This is a genomic window from Cupriavidus cauae (assembly GCF_008632125.1).
GTDB lineage: Bacteria > Pseudomonadota > Gammaproteobacteria > Burkholderiales > Burkholderiaceae > Cupriavidus > Cupriavidus cauae.
The window spans coordinates 1-17,411 of sequence record NZ_VWRN01000017.1; the positions used below are offsets into that span (position 1 = coordinate 1).

The window sequence follows — 17,411 nt, forward strand, 5'->3', positions numbered from 1 at the left end:
GCGCCGGGCGGGGCGCAGCACCTGGCCGCGGCGCCCGAGCCGCAGCGGCATCGCGGCCAGCCAGGCGGCGCCATGGGCGGTGGTGCCGCAGCCGATCTGCGCGAAGGTGCCGAGGCTGCGGATGCAGGCGCGCACCGCGCGGCACAGCGCGCGATGGCCGCCGAACAGGCGCAGGCTGGCGGTCACGTCAAGCGCGACGGTGGCGGGGCCGAGTTCCTCGTCCATCGTGACCTGCGGCGTGAAGCGCAGCAGGGACAGCGCGGCCGCGGTCAGCAGTTGCGCTTCGGCGGCCGGGTCGCGCTCCAGATGCACCACCTCGGCCGACAGCGCCTGCACGCCGCCGCGCCGCATGCCGGCGGACACGCCCAGCGACATCGCCGGCCGGTTGGCCAGCACCACCCGTTCCTGCTCCAGCACGACCGTCGGCACCGCATGGCTCAGCGTGCCGGCAATGCCGGCGGTGCCCGCGGCCTCAGGCCAGCTGGGGTGCAGCGCGTCCAGCGGCAGGCGCGGCAGATGCACCGCGATCCAGAACGGCATGATCGGACTCGTGGAGGGATTCGTGGGCGGATTCGTGGGCGGTTCCGGACATCGTTTCGGACATCGATCCGGATGCCGGTTCGGATGTCGATCCCGACACCACCGAGCGCCCGGCCGGCACCGCCGGCATCGCGCCGAGCGGCAGGATCAGCGGGGTATCGCGCACCGGCCCGCGCCGCTTGTGGAAGACGATCGACAGCGCATTGCCGGGCAGCGGCGACAGCAGCAGCCGCAGCACCGCCGGCGACGATTCGCGCAAGGCCGCGGCCGGACGGCAGACCCAGACCACCGCCTCGCTGGCCTGGGCCAGTACCTGCAGGCGCCGCACCGCCTCGGGACGGGCCGAAGGCAGCCACACCAGCACGCCGCCGAAGGCCTGGCTGCGCAGTACCTGCTCGGCGGCCCACAGCAGATCGGCCTGCCTGGTGGCCTGCCTGGTGGCCTCCTGAACGGCTTGCCGAGCGGCCTGGCCGGCCTGGCGCCCCAGGCGCCTGCCCCTGGAGGCGGCCTGGCGAGCCGCGCCCTCGGCACCCTCCTGCCCCTCGCCCGCACGGACCCAATACACCTGCCGTGCCGGCAACCCCCAGGCGGCCAGCGCCGGCGCATTGAGGGCATGCGGCGCGCCGACCCATACCAGCCGGCGCCCGGCCTCGGCCAGCGATTGCAAGGCCGGCCGTAACAGGCGCACTTCGCCGACGCCGCTGTCCGGCACCAGCAGCTCGGTCACCGCGCCGACCGGCCAGCCGCCGCCCGGCAGCTGCGCCGACAGCGTGTCGTAGCCGGTCGGCCATACCGGCAGCGACGCGGCACGGCCAAGCTGGCCGGCCCGCCACAGGTCGGGATGGCGCCGTTCCAGCTCGGCCAGCGCGCGCTGGCGATCCAGCGGGGGTTCCGGGAGGGAAGGAGGCGACGTGACGGCAGCGGCAGGCGGTAACGTGACGGCAGGTGATGACGCAATCATTGTGTTTTCAAGGTCTCTCGATGCGTTTTTTGTGCATTTCAAGCGCTTTCTCTGCGCTTCAAGGAGCCTTCAGTGCACTTCAAAGCGCAAAGAAACTCAGCTTTCGGATACTGTATGTTTATACAGTATTTTGACCATCATCAAGAGAGACCCACTGCCGGACTCGGGAAAATCAGCCGCCGATCCGATGCCCCGCCGCCTCGGCCCGAATCCACGCCACCACCTTCAGCACATCGGGACGCGGCCGCTCGTCCGCCTGGATCAGCCAGTAGCCGAAGCTGTCGCCCGCGGCTGGCGGCGGCGCGGCCACCACGCCAAGCTGCCTGTCGTCGAGCAGGTCGCGGATCAGCTCCAGCCGTCCCAGCGCAACGCCCTGCCCCGCCAGCGCGGCATGGATGACCTGATCGTATTGGTTGAACTGCGTCATCGCGCGCGGCTTCGCCCCTTGCCAGCCGCGCTCCTCCAGCCAGTGGCGCCAGCGCAGCCGCGGATTGGTGTCGTCGTCCAGCTCGAGCAGATTCAGGCCCTGCAGCGCCCGCACGCTGTCGATCGCCGCGACGCCCAGCGCGGGATGGGCCACCGGCACGATGGTCTCGCCGAACAGCGCGATCGCGCCCGGCGGCGCATGGTCGGCGGCGCAGTAGCGGATCGCCAGGTCGATCTGCTCGGCGCGCAGGTCCGCCACCCGGTTGCTCGCCGACAGCCGCAACTCAAGCTCGGGATGCGCCTGCTGCAAACGCCCCAGCCGGCGCAGCAGCCATAGTCCGGTGACACCGACGCTGGCGGTCAGCGTGACGGGCCGCTGCGCGGCCTGCACGCGCAGTTCGCCGACCACGTCCTGGATCTGCTGGACCGCGGCATTGGCGCTGCGGAACAGCCGCTCGCCGGCGCCGGTCAGCGCGATCGCCCGATGCCGGCGCACCAGCAGCTGGACGCCGAGCTGCGCCTCCAGCGCGCTGATCTGCCGGCTGACCGCGGACTGGGTCAGGCACAGGTCTTCGGCGGCGAGCGTGATGCTCATGCGCCGGCCGACGGCGACAAAGCCCTTGAGCAGATCGAGCGACGGCAGGCTGACGAGGGTTTGCATGGCGGTTTTCACATTCGTGGAGCGCATGCGAGCGGACGAAGAAATCAATTGAGCTGGCCACATGCAGCCGGCTTAATGGAATCCGGTGATTCCACCGCATGCTAACCGCTCATTCGAAGGCCGTCACGACCATGTCCCGCTCCCGCCTCCGCTCTCCGCTCGGTTCCGCCTCCCCCGCTCCCCGGCTGTCCGCCACCGATCCCCTGGTACTGGCCGTGGCCGGCGGCCTGATCCTCGGCCTCGCGCTCGGCATGCGCCATGTGCAGGGGCTGTTCCTGCTGCCGATCACGATGGAGCGCGGCTGGACGCGCGAGGCGTTCGGCTTCGCGATGGCGGTGCAGAACCTGGTATGGGGGCTGGCGCAGCCCTTCGCCGGCATGATCGCCGACCGCTTCGGCTCGGCGCGCGTGATGCTGGCCGGCCTGCTGCTGTATGCGCTCGGGCTCTACACGATGACGCAGGCTACGACCACCGCCGCCTTTGTCTGGAGCGCCGGCATCTGCCTGGGCCTGGCGCTGTCGGGCACGACCTTCGGCGTGGTGTTCGCCGCGCTGAGCCGGCTGGTCAGCGCCGAGCGGCGCGGCTGGGCGCTGGGCGTGGCGGGCTCGTTCGGCGGCCTCGGCCAGTTCCTGCTGGTGCCGGCGGTGCAGGCCGGCGTCGAGCGGATCGGCTGGAGCGCCGCGCTGTGGGCGATGGCCGCGTGCGTGCTGGTGGCGCTGCCGCTGGTGTGGCCGCTGCGCGAGCGGGGCGCTCGGGCAGTCGACGCACCGGCCACCGCACCGGCCGCACCGGCCGCACCGGCCGCACCGGCCGCACCGACCACGCCGGCCACACCGGCCACCGCCCCCACCGCAGCAGCGGCCGGCGCGAACGGCAGCCAGCAATCGATGCGCGCCGCGATCCGCCAGGCCTGCGGCCATCGCGGCTTCTGGCTGCTGAATATCGGCTTTCTGGCCTGCGGCTTCCAGCTCGCCTTCATCGCCTCGCACCTGCCCGCCTATCTGCTCGACCGCGGGCTGCCCGCGCGCGACGCCGTGATCGCGCTGGCGATCATCGCGCTGGCCAATATCGCCGGCACCTATCTGTGCGGCCTGCTCGGCAACCATGTGCGGCGGCATCGCGCGCTCAGCGGCATCTATCTGCTGCGCACCGCGGCGATCGCGCTGTTCCTGCTGGTGCCGCTCTCGAGCGTCAGCGTCTTCGTGTTCGCCGCGGTGATGGGCTTCGTCTGGCTGGGCACCGTGCCGCTGACCAGCGGCCTGGTCTCGCAGGTGTTCGGCACCCGCTATGTGGCCACGCTGTTCGGCTTCGTCTTTCTCGGCCATCAGCTCGGCTCCTTCCTCGGCGTCTGGCTCGGCGGCTATCTGTTCGATCGGACCGGTTCCTACGACCTGGTGTGGATGGGCGCGATCGTGGTCGGACTCGGCGCGACCGTGCTGCACTGGCCAATCGACGACCGGCCGGTCGGTCATCGCGAGACGGCGATGGCGCCGGCTTGAAACCTGCGGCGCAGCCGTCATATCGAGGGGATTCCTTGTTCTCGATTTCCCTTAGTTGCCCTCGAACTGCCTTGGTTTTCGTGTACGTTACGCCGTTCAAAAACATGACAGGGAGACATGGATGACGCTGCACCGCAGTGATGCAGGAGAGCCGACGATCGTGGCCCTGGTCGAGGCGATGAAGGCCTGGCAGCGCGCGCTGGATTCGACGCTGTCCACCTCCGGCCTGACCTACGTCAAATGGATCCTGCTGCGTGCCGTCGCGCGCGGCGACTATGTCCGGCACCGGCCGTATCTGGGTGCGATCCTGATCGACGTCGAGATGGGCGAGCATCTGCTGGCCGAGCTGCATCGCGACCGCTGGATCGCCTTCGTCGATCGCGCCGGCATGACCTGCGGCCCGGCCCAGCCCGAGGCGCAGCCCGTCGTCCCCGAGGCCGAGCGCGCGCGCGTGCAGCGCATTGCGCAGTCGCTCAAGGCCCTGCATTCGGTGTCGGTCAGCCCGTTCAGCAGCGACGAACGCACGATGCTGTCGACGCTGCTGCAGCGGATGCAGGCCAACCTGAACGAATTCAGCGACCGGCGCGATGCACAACACGCCGATGCCGACGGCGAAGAGATTTCGCTGATTCGCGCGCATGCGATGCTGGGCGCTTCGGCCAGGTCCTCCCAAGGGTCCAGATCGTCGACATCGTCCAGATCGCCGAACGCATCCGCGTCGCCCGAGCGCGCCGCGAAGGCATCCATCGCGGTCCCGTCCGCGGCCGGCAAGACTGTCGAATGCGGTCCGATGCCGGCCCGCCCGGCGCGCCGCAAATCGTCGCCTACCTCACTTCCCTGCCGAAGTTGAGGCAAGATAGAGCGCTGCACCGACACCGTCGGGGCCCACCACGACCGCCACACGAGGCCGCGATGACCAAGGTAATGCTGCTCGAGAACATTCACGAAAGCGCCAGCGAACGGCTGGCAGAGGCCGGACTGCAGGTCGACCGCCGCGCCGGTGCGCTGGCCGGCGGCGAACTGCACGAAGTGCTGGCCGCCAACGAGCTGATCGGCATTCGATCGGCGACCCATCTGCATGCCGAGGACATTCGCCATGCGGCGAATCTGCTATCGATCGGCTGCTTCTGCATCGGCACCTCGCAGGTCGACCTCGCCGCCGCGACCGCGGCCGGCATCCCGGTATTCAACGCCCCGTTCTCGAATACGCGGTCGGTGGCCGAGCTGGTGGTCAGCGAGGCGGTGATGCTGCTGCGCCGGATTCCCGAAAAGAACACGCTGGCGCATGCCGGCAAATGGGCCAAGGGCGCGGCCGGCGCCTTCGAGGCGCGCGGCAAGACGCTCGCCATCGTCGGCTACGGCAATATCGGCTCGCAGGTCGGCGTGCTGGCCGAGGCGATGGGCATGCGGGTGGTCTACTACGACGTGCAGCCGCGCCTGTCGCTGGGCTCGGCCAAGGCGGCCGGCTCGCTGGCCGACGCCGTCGCGCATGCCGACGTCGTGACGCTGCACGTACCGGCGACGCCGCGCACGCGCAACATGATCGACGCCACCGTGCTGGCCGCCTTCAAGCGCGGCGCGATGCTGATCAACGCCTCGCGCGGCAGCGTGGTCGATATTGCCGCGCTGGCGCAGGCGCTGCGCGACGGGCGGGTCGGCGGCGCCGCGATCGACGTCTTCCCCAGCGAGCCGAAGAGCAACAAGGATGCGTTCGTCAGCGAGCTGCAGAACCTGCCCAACGTCCTGCTGACCCCGCATATCGGCGGCAGCACCGAGGAGGCGCAGCAGAACATCGGCGTCGAGGTGGCCGCCAAGCTGGTCAACTATCTGACGACCGGCGCCACCATCGGCGCGGTCAATTTCCCCGAGGTCGATCCGGGGCCGGTCGATTGCCCCGCGCGGCTATTGAACGTCCACGGCAATGCGCCGGGCGCGCTGGCAGCGTTGAACACGCTGCTCGCGCGCGAGGGCATCAATATCGCGGGCCAGCATCTGGAAACGCGCGGCACCACCGGCTATGTCGTCACCGACCTGGACAAGGCGCCCTCGGCCGAACTCGAACAGGCGCTGGCCGCGCTGCCAGGCGTACTGCGGCTGCGCGTGCTCAGGCGCGACGAGGCCGGTGCGGCCTCGTAGGCGGTTCATGACGGTTGATGGCCGTAATGGCCGTAATGGCCCGTAATGGCGGGATCTGCAGCAGAAACCTGCAGAGGGGATCGGCGGGTCAGGCCGCTGGCCCCTGGCGCCGGCTGCCCCACAGCAGAATCGCGCTGATGACCCAGCCGCAGAAAAACAGCGCGTCGCCGAACTGATTCAGCACGAGCGGCATCGATTCGCCGCGGAACATCTGCGACAGCATGTCTTCCGGCAGGCGTGAGGCAATCCACAGAAATACGGCCGGTGCGCTGCAGTAGACGCCCGGCTGCCACCATGGCGCACGCTTTTTTTCGGCATTGGCCTGGGCCGATGCCGGTGCGCCGGCATCGGGCTGTGCCGCCGGCCGGTTGGCAGCGATGAAACCCTCATTGGCGGTCATGGCGCCCTCCCTGTTTTGTGAGCGCAGTATTGCCCAGAGGGTGGCGCGGCGCCATCGGCGCCTGTCTGACACGCGTGCGGCAGCGCACGCAAGGGGGGCTGGCGGGATGGAACGGGCGGGCGCCAGGCGGTCGCCCCGCTTCACCGCCCCGCCTCACCGCCCCGCCTCACCGCCGCCACTTCACCGCTTTTACCGCCCCACCGCCCGCTGCACCGACCGCCTACGCAGCCTGCCGGGGCCTGCCCGGGCGCCGGAGCCTCGGCCGATCAGCCCGGCGTCCAGCCCTTCAGATCGTCCATCTTCGCCGGCGATTCGCCGCTGTCGCGGCGGACGCGAATGTCGTTCTCCACGTCGGTCACGCCGAAGACATTGTCGACCAGGTCCTCGATGTCGTACTTCTCGTTGCGGTTGCGCACCGTGCCGGCGAGCTTGACGATGCCGCCGTTGACATCGACCGTCACCTCGCTGACATCGAGCCCTTCGGCATAGGCGAGCCGTTCGCACACCGCCTCGCGGATACGCTCGTCGCTGCGGCGATAGCCCTTCGGACCGACGCGGCGCTGCGGCCGATCGTCGGTGCCGAAGAATTCGCTGACCGCCTCGCCGATGCGCCGGCCGATGTTGTACAGCGGGCCGTGCTCCTCGCGGTCATCGTCGCGCCCGTAGCGGCCGTCGTCGCGCCCGTAGCGGCTGTAGCCGCCGCCATAGCTCAATTCGCCGGCCGACTGCCGGCCCGCCTCGCGCCCGGACCATTCCTCCCGGTAATCGCCGCCGTAGCGGTGCTCCGGCACGGCATAGTTGCGGCCGGGCCAATCGTCGTCGAAGCGGTCCCAGCCGTAGTTCGACGTGCCGGCATTGCTGTAGCCGCTGCTGCGTTCGGCTTCGCGCAGCCAGTCCTGATCGCGGTTGCGCATGCCCTGCCGCTGGCCGCCGCGCCACGTGGTGGTCCCGCCGTAGCGCTCCTCTTCCTCGCGCCATTCGTCGCCGCGCGTGCCGGTGGCGTACGAGGGCCCGGTGCCGGTCTCAAGCGCGGCGGCGCCTGAGTAGCCGGACTGCCAGGGATCGGTGCGATATTCGTTGCGGCGGGTCGACGATTCGCCGCGGCCGCGCCAATCGCCGCGTTCCTCGCCGCGGCCATATCCGGCACCATATCCGCCGCCATATTCGCTGCCATATCCGCCGCCAGATTGGCGCCCGTATTGGCCGCCATACTGGCCACCGTACTCCGACCCATATTCAGAGCCATAGCCGGACTCGCCACTGTACCCGCCACTGTATCCGCCACCGAATCGGCCACCGCCATGCTCGCGCCCGTACTGGCCGCGCCCATACTGGCCGCCGCCTTGACCGCCGCCTTGAGCGCGGCCGTATTGACCGCGGCCCGACGGTCCGCTGGTGTATTGCTCGCCGCTGTAGCGTCCCTCGCCATAGCCGCTGCTGGTGCCGCTGCTGCTGCCGCTGCGGTATGGCTGGCTCTGCCGGCCGGCCTCGCGGCCGTAGCCGGTGCCATAGGTGTCGTCGTCCTCGAAGGCGCCGCGCGGCGGGCCGCCCTCGCTGAGCTGGTACGGCGTCAGGCGTGCCCTGCGCCAGCGCGACTCCCAGTCGTTGCCGTCCGATTCCGCCTGCCAGTCATCCTGGGCCCAGCGTTCGGAACGGTTGTCGCTCCAGCCATCGTCACGTTGATCGTAGCCAGGCCAGGATTGCTCTGGCCGATTGCGTCGCATGGATTCGTTTCGCATATCGATCTCCTGCAGGTGGTCCGGCGCGATGCGCGCCCGTATCCGTCATGCCGCGCAAGAACCGTACCGCCGCGTCGATCGGTCGCGCACTGCGTGTCACGGCGGCGTCATCCGCGCAGGCGCTCTGGAACGCATCTTGCGAAACCGTGGATGCGTGCGAAACGCGCGCAGTGCCAACTATCCGCAAGGAGAAACGACGATGGCAACCCAGATGCAAGGAGGCGGCGCCCAGCGGTCCGGCGGCGTTCTTCGCGATGTGATGACCGCACAGCCAGCCTTTCTGACGCAGGACGACACGATCAAGCGCGCGGCCGAACTGATGGCCCAGCTCGATGTCGGCGCGCTGCCCGTTTGCGACGGGCGCCGGCTGACCGGCATGGTGACCGACCGCGACATCACCGTGCGCTGCACCGCGGCTGGGGCGGACCCCGCCAGCACCAAGGTGACCCAGGCGATGAGCGAGGACGTGCAGTGGTGCAGCGATGACGAGTCCATCGACACCGCGCGCGAGAAGATGGCGGCGCATCAGATTCGCCGTCTGGCGGTGATCGACAAGGATCATCATCTGGTCGGCATGGTGTCGCTGGGCGACCTGGCCGTGAAGACCGGCGACACCGGCGGTACCGGCGAGGCGCTGCAGGGCGTTTCGCAACCGGCGCAGCCGTCCCGCTGATGTCGCGCTGACGTCGCGCCGACGTCGAATGCCGCTTGCCTGCGGGCGCAGGCAACGACCGGGATTTACAAGGCTTGCAAGATTGCACCGATCCCCGCCCACCCGATTCGATGACTCAATGGAGGACACGATGCCAGCCAAATCGAAATCGCAGCAAATGGCCGCCGGGGCCGCGCTGTCGGCCAAACGTGGCGACAAGAAGGTCGGCGAGCTCAAGGGCGCGTCGAAGTCGATGTACAAGTCGATGAGCGAGAAGGAACTGCACGACATGGCATCGACGCCGCAGAAGGGCAAGCCGGACCACAAGTCCGAGAGCTGATGCAAGTCACCGGCGTCCGATCGGGTCCGATAGGCCCGTCAGGCCCGTCAGGCCCGATGGGTCCGAGAGGTCCGAGAGGTCCGATGGGACTGATGGGCTCACCAGCCGGCGACGTCCGTCGATGGAGATTCGCGATGACGACAAGCGCATTCACCCCTCGCACGGCGGCCCGGCTGTTGCTGGCCGCCGCCGCGTTGGCCACCGCGCTGGCCGCGGGCCCGGCGCCGGCGCAGCCCGGCGCGGCCTCGCCGCTGGCGACGCCGCCCACGGGCGCCTCCAAGCCGCCTGCGACCTCGCTGTCGACGGACGACCTGCGCTTTATCGACGAAGCGATCCTGACCGCGGCAATGGGCGTCGAGACCGCCAACATGGCGCTCGAGGTCTCCGCCGATCCGACGCTGCTGGCCTACGCCCGCAGCGCGGCCCGCGACTACCGCGCGCTCGCGGCGGAACTGGCACGCATCGCGCAGAGCAAGGGCGTGCAGCCCGAACAGCGGCTGCCGGAGGCGCCGGAGGTCACCAAGCTGCGCTCGCTCAAGGGCGCCGAGTTCGACCGCATGTTCGTGCAGATCGTCGCGGTCGACGCCAATCGCCAGGCGCTGGCGCTGTTCCAGCGGCAGGCCGAGATCGGCAAGGACCCGGCGCTTCGGGCCTTCGCCAAGCGCACGCTGCCGATGCTGGAAGAGCGCCTGTCGCAGGGCAAGTCGATGTCCACGCGGACCATGACGTGGCGCAGCGGGATCGCGCAGCGATGAGGTCGCGGTCCGATTTCCCGACTGGACGGGCGCGCGAAGACAACGGCGCGCGCCTCTCTTTGCTTTCCTGACTCAGCGAGCACGCCCATGCCAGACTCCATTCCTTCTCAGCCCACCCCGCCGACCGCCGCCGCCACCTCCGCGCAGGACGACGACCTGCTCCGGCAGGCGCGCGACCATATCGCCGAGGAATTCGGCGGCTCCCTGCCGCAGGGCATCGAGGTGGGCATCGAGGACAAGCGCATCCGGCTGCGCGGACGCGTGGCCGATCTGCCGACCGCCGAGCGCATCGCCAAGGCGGCGGCCATCGGTCCCGGCATCCTCGGCGTCTACAACGAACTGCAGGCGGCCGATAACAGCGAACCGGCCAGCCCGATCGCGGGAGCCGAGGCCGCCGATGCCATCGACGCGCCCGAGCCCGGCGAGCGGGGAGAACGCGGCGCACCGTTGCCGCCGCCGCCCGGGCCGATCCATCACAAGGTGTGAGACCGCGGGTGTGAGACCGCGGGTGCGAGGCCGCGGGTGTGAGACCGCGGGTGCGAGGCCGCGGGTGTGAGACCGCGGGTGCGAGGCCGCGGGTGCGAGGCCGCGGGTGTGAGACCGCGGGTGTGAGACCGCGGGTGCGAGGCCGCGGGCGTGAGACCGCGGGTGTGAGGCCGCGGGTGTGAGGCCGCGGGTGTGAGGCCGCGCCGCTGTGAGACCGCAGCACGGCCGCTGAAAACGCCTGCGGCGCGGTATGAATCCGCGCCGCAGGCAGCCGAGGCCGTCAGGCGAGCCTCAGCCGACGAGCCTCGGCGACGAGGCCTTAGTGACGAGCCTTACGCCATGGCCCCCATCAGCTCTTCCTTGCGGGCCGTCATCTGCTCGGCCATCTCGCCCAGCTCCACGTTCTTGCTGATGACCATCTTGAAGAGTTCGTTCTCCTCTTCCTGCACGTGGTGGTTGACGTATTCGGACAGCACCTTGTAGTTGGCCTCCAGCATCTCGCCGCTCAGGTCGCCTTCGATCGCCGCGATCAGGTCCTTGGCGACCTGGTGTTCGACCTTCGCTTCATCGAGCATCTCGTCGATCTTCTCGTGGACCCCGCGCAAGCCGGGATAGAAGATCTCCTCCTCGATCTGCGCATGCACGGTCAGCTCATGGCAGGTCTGCTGCGCGATCTGCTCCTTCTCGGAACGCTCCTTCGCGCTCTCGAACGACTTGAACAGCTTCTTGACGTTGCGGTGGTCGTCGAGCAGCAGGCTCAGCGCGGCGCGTTGCGCGGTCGGAATCTTGGACTTGTCCATGCGAAACTCCTTTTATCGTGGTGGGGAATTGCTTTGTGGTGCTGCGTCAGTGCTGCGTGGGCCGTTACCGAAGCCCTGTTTCCATCCGGTCCGTCGTTACCCTTCGGCGGGTGCCGTCAGGCCCGGGACTCGCTGCGATCCGGCGCGACCCGGATCCGGTTCTCGATATCGGACACGCCCTGGCAGGCGTCGACACACTCCTCGATCTGCCGGCGCGCCGTACGGCTGCCGACCTGGCCTTCGAGCGTGACGTGGCCGCCTTCGACGCGGACCGATACCTCGCTGACATCGAGCCCCGCGCGCCACAGGCGCTCGCAGACCCGATCCAGAATGCGATCGTCCGAATAGCTGATGCGGTTGCCCGCACCGCGGCCGGCATCGCCTTGCCGCTGATAGCTCGGGTTTTCGTTCTTGAAGCCGCCGTAACTGCTTTGACCGGGATCGGCACTGCGGCTGCGCACCTCGTCGCCAGACCGGTCGGTGCGGGTCCCCGGCGCGGCAAACGGTGCCCCGGTGACACTGCGTTCTCGCGGATTGCTGGTGGATTGCTGCATGCCTCGACTCCTTGTGCTCCGGTTTGCATCGATCGCCGCGGGCCGGCGCTGAGGCGCGTCCAAGCTGCGGCTTCGAGCCAAGACGCAATATCCATACCGCCGGCACGACGGCCACTCTTGCACACGCTCTCGCCGGGAAATGGCCGCTGCCGGCGTGTTTGCGGCGTTCGGAATTGCATGCAGCGCCGCTTTTTACACACTTTCCCGATGTCCGCCGCGCGCCACGTGGCAAAGCGTGCAGATTTGACCAAGGCGCGTCGGTGGCATGGAATCTGCACACGCGATGTGGATGTCGATGTCGTTTTGGATTGGGAAAGCGGGAGGAAAACGAGATGAATGCCCATGAGGAGGCCGCACGCTTTCTGTTGCGGCATGGCCTGCGCCTGGCCACCGCGGAATCGTGCACGGCCGGCCTGATCGCCGCGCGCATCGCCGATGTGCCCGGCTGTGGCGACGCGCTGCGTTGCGCGGTGGTGGCCTATGCCCCGGCAATCAAGCATCGCGTGCTGGGCGTGTCGCCGGAAACGATCCGCCGCCATGGGCTGACCAGCGAAGAGGTATCGCTGGCGATGGCGCGCGGCGTGCTGGCGCTGACCGATGCCAACCTGGCGATCGCCAACACCGGCATTGCGGACGGCAAGGGCGATGACGGCACGCCGCCCGGCACGCAGTGTTTCGCCTGGATCTTCAGGCAGACCGGTCGCGGCGACGGCCGTACCGTCGAGTTTTCGGAGACGGTACGCCTGCGCGGCGGCCGCAACGAGGTTCGCGAGGCGGCCGCCGAATTCGCACTGGCGCAGATCGCCCGCTATTACGCGCTGGCACAGCAGCGGGAGCGATGATCTCGCTGGTTTCGCCGACCTCGCCGACCTCGCCGACCTCGCCGACCTCGCTGACCTCCCTGACCTCGCTGACCTTGCCGGCCGGGCTGACTGGCCGGCCAAGCTGGCGGGGCAACGCGTGCCCCGATGAGATCAGGCGCGACGGGACGGCTGGCACGCCGGCAGGAACAGCGTGACCGTGGTTCCCTTGCCCGGAGCCGAGCGCACCGTGACCGCACCGCCCGCCTCGCGGCAGAAGTCGCTGACCTGGCTCAGGCCGAGACCGGTGCCGGCGCCGTCCGGCTTGGTAGTAAACAACGGCTCAAGCGCCCGGTCCGCGACGTGAGCCGGCATGCCGATGCCGCTGTCGCTGACCCAGAGCCGCACGTAGACGCCGCGCATCGGCGTCGCGGCATCGCGCGAATCGTCTTCGGCGCGGTCTTCGTCCGCGCCGTCTTCTGCGGCGTGGTGTGCTCCGGCGCGGTCTTCTTCGGCGTGAGCTTCCGCCCGAGGATCGGCACGATCGGCAGTATTGGTACGATCGGCAAGATGGACATCATCGGACGGCTCCGCTGACCCGCGCCGCGCGGCGAGTCCCGGCGGCAGCGAGGCCCCACCGCCATAGGCCGCGCCGAGATTGGCGGCACCGATCTCCAGCACCCCACCCTCGGGCATCGCATCGCGCGCGTTGGCCGCGAGGTTCAACAGCGCCAGACCCAGCTCGCAGCGGTCGGCAAGGACCGGCAGGCAATCGGGACTGAGCGCATAGCGCAAGGCGATGCCGGAGCCGAGCGTCGCGCGGATCAGCGGATCGCATTGCTGCAGCTCCTCGTGCAGCGCAATGGCCTCGCTGCGATGTTCGCGCCGCCGCACCACGCCGAGCAGCCGCTCGGCCAGCAGCGCGCCGCTGGCCAGGCTCTTGCGGATGCCGGCCAGCGCGGTACGGTTGGCGCGGTCCGCCCGCTCGGCCCGGTCCGCATTTCCCGCGACACCGGGCCGCAGCAGCAGCACGTCGGTATAGGCCGAAATCACCGCCAGCACATTGCGGAAGTCGTGCGCGACCGAGCCGATCAGCTGCCCCATCGCCTCGAACTTGCGCGACTGCCGATAGCGCTTTTCCAGTTGTTCACGGCGCGCGCATTCGTCGCGCCAGCGCCGCCGTACCGCTTCCTCGGCGCGAATGCGCCGCAACGCGCTCCATAACGACAGGCACAGCACCGCCGAGACGATGCCCGCCGCCAGCGAGGCGGGCGCCATGCGTTGCCACCAGGCGCGATAGACCACGCGATACGGCACGCTGACCATGGCGCTGGCCACGCCGTCTTCGACCGGATGGACCGTGACCAGCCATGCATGGCCGTCGGCGCGCTCGACTCGCTGTGCTGCGTCGCCGTCCCGCGCATGCCGCACCATGGCCGCGAAGCGCGCCGCGTCGGGGTCCGGCCAGGGATACGCCGCCAGCACCGCGCCATCGCTGCGCACCAGTGCCGCGCGGTAACCGTCGGTGTGCTCGAGCAATTGCCGGTAGAAGTCGGCGAAATAGGAAGGCCGCAGCGAGATCGACACGATGCCGGCGAGCCGTTGGCCATGCATGCGCGGCATGCTGGCCTTGAACACCGGCTCGGGAATCACGCCGCCGATCAGCACCGCGGACAGGTGCATGGGCTCGCGATCGACCATGATCGCCCGATAGTCCTCCCGTTCCGAGATATTGAGCATCGGCGCCGGGTAGAGCAGGCTGCTGACCAGCAGCGTGCCGTCGTCGCCGAAGATGCCGAGCGCAAAGGCTTGCGGCAGACCACGGCCCATCCGTGCCATGCGCCGATGCAGTTCGAGCTCATGGTGGCGAATGTCCGCGTTGCTCCATTGCACCGTCAGGTCGCGCAGGCGCTGGTCAGCCAGCCGGTTGCTCTCCATCACCTTGCTCGCGTGCTCCTGCACCACCCGTGCTAGCAGCGCGCATTGACGCTGGGCATCGGCGAACGCATCGCGCAGCGCGAGCCATCCCCAGCCGGCCAGCAGGCACAGCGGCAACAGCAGAGTGCTGGCCAGCAGCAGCGCGGTGACGCGCCGGCGCAGCGGAAAATCGGCTTGGGGATCGGCCTGCGTGGCCTCGGCGGAATCGAAGGTGTTCATGGCGGGACCCGGGCGCGGGATGGCATCGCCGTTCGGCCGGATGCGAGCCAGCTTAGTGAGCGGTAGCGAGGCCGCAAGACCGGGAGGGTCAAAAGCTATAGTCCGCGTCCGGGCGAGTCCCGTATGCGCCGGACTGCCGCGCCGGACTGCCGCGCCGGACTGCCGGGCCGGACTGCCGCGCCGGACGCCGCGCGGAATCGCCCTGCTTGCGGCCCGGCCTGGCCAACGAATTACAACGTCCATGTAAAACCGGCCGAAAACTGGGCGTATCGCGCCGCGCCTCGCGGTGCAGAGCGCTGCGGTGCCAGCAATCGCGATTGGCATGGTTAGTGCTCATGCGTGGGAAGTGCAACTTGCCTTCGACGGAGTGGACGCATGGCAACAGAATCTCGGCCCGGGACCGCATCCCCTGATACCGGCAACACCGGCGCCGGCGATACCGGGCGGCAAACCAGCGCCCCGGTCGGCCAACGCAACGATCCGGGCGGGAGCCAGACCTCCGGCCCGACCCCGGCGCAGAGCGCGCCTGATGCCGGTGGCCGCAATGGCCAGCGCGACAGTCGGAGCGACAGTCGGCAAGATCAGCGCGACAGCGGCGGCAGCTCCGCAAGCGAGTCCGACCCCGCGGCCGGGCGCGACCTTCCCGATGAAAACGGCGAGCCGCCGTCGGTGAAGCGCCCCGGCGGCAATCCGCAAGAAAGTGAGCCGCCGGTGGAAAACACCTGAACCAATTCCGAAAAACGTTCTAAAACACTAGAGCACGCCGCCATCAGCACGCAGCCAAGCCCCGGCATGCGGTAGCGCGCCCCGGATCCCACCGATCCGCACGACCTCCGCCCCCCTTGCCGAGCCGAGATTGCCGTGTTTGCCCAAGCCCGTTTGCCGAACCGTCCGCACACTGTGAAATCGACCTCTCCGTCTCCAGACGACCCGGCCGCCATGCTGGCGGCCCTGGGCGAACTGGCCGCGCTCTGCGGGCAGTCGCTCGAAGCCGCATCGGTGAGCGCCGCCGATCCGCAATTGCGGGCGCTGCTGATCCACCGCGCCAACCTGCAACGACGCGCCGCCGCCGATCTGTCGCAGCGCGCCGCCGGTACGCCCGCCGCACCGCCGCGCGGGGATGGCGCGGCGCATCGCGAGCGCCCCGGCGATACGCCGCTGCAGCTGGCCTGCCGCCGGGCGGGGCGTTCGGTGGCCGCCTGCGGGGCGCTGCTGCGCGGCGAACTGGAGGATCCGATGCTGCGCCCCTGGCTGATCCGCTATTACCACGAGGCGGCCGACCTGCTGCGGGTGCTGGAGCAGTTGACGCGCGAGCAGTACCCGGCCACCACGCGCCGCTCGCCGTCGCGGCCGACCGTCAACCGGCCGCTGCCACACCGCTAGACCACGAAGGCTGTGTCGATGCCGACGAATCCGCCCAACTCACCCGACTCGCCGAATTCCCCCACTGCGCAATCCCCGCGCAATCCCGCTGCCGATCTGCGCCGCGCGCCGGCGGACCCGGTGCCGCCGGCCGCCACGCCACTTGCCACGCCGCTTGCCACGCCGCCGGTCACGCGGCCGGCATGGACGCGCCTGCTCGATGCGCTGGCAATGACGCTGCTGGTCGTCGCGGCCGTGCACGAGGCGGTCATCTGGCTGGGGGGAGAAGGCTGGCTGGCGCGCCTGCCGAGTGCCGGTGGCAGCGACAATGCGGTGGTGGTCGGCGTCATCTTCGCGCTGGCCGCGGCCTATGGGGCCTACCTGGTCGTGCGCAGTTGGCGTCGGGTCGGCTGAGCGGCGGGCCGGCCATCCGACCGGCCGTCACCTCAGTTCACTCACCCTGGCGCGTTCACCCGAGGTCATGAGGTCCATCACCTGAGGTCATTCGCCCGAGGTCATTCACCTTAACCTCCGCCTCCCTCACCCCTCCGTCACCACCGCCGCGCGCTGCTCGCGCTCGGCGCCATGCTCGCGCCGCCAGCGTCGGCAACGATAAAACTCCTCGACGAAGGGCAACACCCCGCATAGCGCCGTCGCCGCCAGCACCGCGGCGAGATACCAACCGGGCAGCGGCGGCTGTTTCGGCGTCAGCGAGAAGTCGGGAGCCCGGTCGCCCAGTCCGAACAGCGCCAGCGCCTGCGGCCAGTGCGCGACTGCCACCAGCGCCACCGCCGATAACGGCAGCACCTCAAGCAGCCCGTGCATATGCTGTTCGGTCGGGCCGATGACCCTGCGGCCGTACGTGTAATGCACATCCCACCAGGCGGTCGCGGCGTGCACCACCACGGCGACGATCATGATCGCCAGCACCAGCGCATTGACCTCGAAGAACAGCGCCAGCAGCACCGGCACGCCGACCTCGGCCAGCATCAGCAGATGCAGCGCCGATTCGTAGGTGCCCGCATTGCGCTCGATCCGTTCGCGACGATGGCAGGCCCAGTCGCCCAGTCCCGCCACCAGCCACAGCGGGACGAGGCCGTACATCAGGATCAGCGTGGCCGCCTCAGCCATCGTTGCTGCTCA

Annotated in this window: 20 protein-coding genes; 11 read left to right on the forward strand and 9 right to left on the reverse strand. The window is 69.5% G+C overall.

Going from position 1 to position 17,411, the window contains the following annotated elements; translation table 11 throughout:
- The 3 genes from F1599_RS04710 to F1599_RS04720 form a co-directional block, all read right to left on the reverse strand.
- Positions 1-540: Y-family DNA polymerase (locus F1599_RS04710; protein ID WP_455423652.1), on the reverse strand; the 540-nt coding region annotated here is incomplete at its 3' end.
- Positions 473-1,501, reverse strand: coding sequence for a damage-inducible protein (locus tag F1599_RS04715; RefSeq protein WP_150082358.1), 1,029 nt, complete (start codon positions 1,499-1,501; stop codon positions 473-475). The genes F1599_RS04715 and F1599_RS04710, both read right to left, overlap by 68 nt.
- A gap of 172 nt (positions 1,502-1,673) precedes the next feature.
- Positions 1,674-2,588, reverse strand: a complete 915-nt coding sequence (locus F1599_RS04720) for a LysR substrate-binding domain-containing protein (protein ID WP_150082359.1) — start codon at positions 2,586-2,588, stop codon at positions 1,674-1,676.
- Positions 2,589-2,719: 131 nt separating this feature from the next.
- Between F1599_RS04720 and F1599_RS04725 the strand changes: the two genes are divergently transcribed.
- The 3 genes from F1599_RS04725 (at position 2,720) to serA (ending at position 6,223) form a co-directional block, all read left to right on the forward strand.
- Positions 2,720-4,087 (forward strand): MFS transporter, encoded by a 1,368-nt coding sequence (locus tag F1599_RS04725; RefSeq protein WP_150082360.1) that lies wholly within the window; start codon positions 2,720-2,722, stop codon positions 4,085-4,087.
- Between the two features lie 121 nt (positions 4,088-4,208).
- Complete coding sequence (locus tag F1599_RS04730; RefSeq protein ID WP_149318069.1) at positions 4,209-4,937, forward strand: hypothetical protein; 729 nt, start codon at positions 4,209-4,211, stop codon at positions 4,935-4,937.
- A gap of 62 nt (positions 4,938-4,999) precedes the next feature.
- Complete coding sequence (serA, locus tag F1599_RS04735) at positions 5,000-6,223, forward strand: phosphoglycerate dehydrogenase (protein ID WP_150082361.1); 1,224 nt, start codon at positions 5,000-5,002, stop codon at positions 6,221-6,223.
- 88 nt (positions 6,224-6,311) lie between these two features.
- On the opposite strand, the gene F1599_RS04740 is transcribed toward serA, so the two are convergent.
- Both F1599_RS04740 and F1599_RS26115 read right to left on the reverse strand, forming a co-directional pair.
- Complete coding sequence (locus F1599_RS04740) at positions 6,312-6,623, reverse strand: hypothetical protein (RefSeq protein WP_150082362.1); 312 nt, start codon at positions 6,621-6,623, stop codon at positions 6,312-6,314.
- A gap of 266 nt (positions 6,624-6,889) precedes the next feature.
- On the reverse strand, positions 6,890-8,362 hold the full coding sequence (locus F1599_RS26115; protein ID WP_223819467.1) for a BON domain-containing protein: 1,473 nt from the start codon (positions 8,360-8,362) through the stop codon (positions 6,890-6,892).
- Positions 8,363-8,621: 259 nt separating this feature from the next.
- Between F1599_RS26115 and F1599_RS04750 the strand changes: the two genes are divergently transcribed.
- The 4 genes from F1599_RS04750 to F1599_RS04765 all read left to right on the forward strand — a co-directional run bounded on the left by F1599_RS04750 (position 8,622) and on the right by F1599_RS04765 (position 10,595).
- Positions 8,622-9,035 (forward strand): CBS domain-containing protein, encoded by a 414-nt coding sequence (locus F1599_RS04750; protein ID WP_223819468.1) that lies wholly within the window; start codon positions 8,622-8,624, stop codon positions 9,033-9,035.
- Between the two features lie 130 nt (positions 9,036-9,165).
- Positions 9,166-9,354, forward strand: a complete 189-nt coding sequence (locus F1599_RS04755; RefSeq protein WP_144833264.1) for a DUF3008 family protein — start codon at positions 9,166-9,168, stop codon at positions 9,352-9,354.
- A gap of 134 nt (positions 9,355-9,488) precedes the next feature.
- Positions 9,489-10,109 carry a DUF4142 domain-containing protein gene (locus F1599_RS04760; RefSeq protein ID WP_150082365.1) on the forward strand — a complete coding sequence of 207 codons (621 nt, stop codon included), beginning with the start codon at positions 9,489-9,491 and terminating at the stop codon, positions 10,107-10,109.
- 87 nt (positions 10,110-10,196) lie between these two features.
- Positions 10,197-10,595, forward strand: coding sequence for a BON domain-containing protein (locus tag F1599_RS04765; protein WP_150082366.1), 399 nt, complete (start codon positions 10,197-10,199; stop codon positions 10,593-10,595).
- Positions 10,596-10,927: 332 nt separating this feature from the next.
- On the opposite strand, the gene F1599_RS04770 is transcribed toward F1599_RS04765, so the two are convergent.
- Both F1599_RS04770 and F1599_RS04775 read right to left on the reverse strand, forming a co-directional pair.
- On the reverse strand, positions 10,928-11,395 hold the full coding sequence (locus F1599_RS04770) for a hemerythrin domain-containing protein (RefSeq protein ID WP_149318063.1): 468 nt from the start codon (positions 11,393-11,395) through the stop codon (positions 10,928-10,930).
- A gap of 116 nt (positions 11,396-11,511) precedes the next feature.
- On the reverse strand, positions 11,512-11,949 hold the full coding sequence (locus F1599_RS04775) for a BON domain-containing protein (RefSeq protein ID WP_149318062.1): 438 nt from the start codon (positions 11,947-11,949) through the stop codon (positions 11,512-11,514).
- A 332-nt stretch (positions 11,950-12,281) separates the two neighbouring features.
- Between F1599_RS04775 and F1599_RS04780 the strand changes: the two genes are divergently transcribed.
- A complete protein-coding gene (locus tag F1599_RS04780; RefSeq protein ID WP_150082367.1) occupies positions 12,282-12,791 on the forward strand; it encodes a CinA family protein in 510 nt (169 codons plus the stop codon).
- A gap of 132 nt (positions 12,792-12,923) precedes the next feature.
- On the opposite strand, the gene F1599_RS04785 is transcribed toward F1599_RS04780, so the two are convergent.
- Entirely contained in the window at positions 12,924-14,906 is a 1,983-nt protein-coding gene (locus F1599_RS04785; protein ID WP_150082368.1) for an ATP-binding protein, read from the reverse strand.
- A gap of 375 nt (positions 14,907-15,281) precedes the next feature.
- On the opposite strand from F1599_RS04785, the gene F1599_RS04790 reads away from it, so the two are divergent.
- The 3 genes from F1599_RS04790 to F1599_RS04800 all read left to right on the forward strand — a co-directional run bounded on the left by F1599_RS04790 (position 15,282) and on the right by F1599_RS04800 (position 16,682).
- The gene (locus F1599_RS04790; RefSeq protein WP_150082369.1) at positions 15,282-15,632 is read left to right on the forward strand and encodes a hypothetical protein; all 351 of its coding nucleotides are present in this window, start codon (positions 15,282-15,284) and stop codon (positions 15,630-15,632) included.
- A 213-nt stretch (positions 15,633-15,845) separates the two neighbouring features.
- Entirely contained in the window at positions 15,846-16,289 is a 444-nt protein-coding gene (locus F1599_RS04795) for a hypothetical protein (RefSeq protein ID WP_149318057.1), read from the forward strand.
- An 18-nt stretch (positions 16,290-16,307) separates the two neighbouring features.
- A complete protein-coding gene (locus tag F1599_RS04800; protein ID WP_150082370.1) occupies positions 16,308-16,682 on the forward strand; it encodes a hypothetical protein in 375 nt (124 codons plus the stop codon).
- 126 nt (positions 16,683-16,808) lie between these two features.
- Here F1599_RS04800 and F1599_RS04805 read toward each other — a convergent pair whose 3' ends face one another.
- On the reverse strand, positions 16,809-17,399 hold the full coding sequence (locus F1599_RS04805) for a diguanylate cyclase (RefSeq protein WP_149318056.1): 591 nt from the start codon (positions 17,397-17,399) through the stop codon (positions 16,809-16,811).
- Positions 17,400-17,411 lie beyond the last annotated feature (12 nt).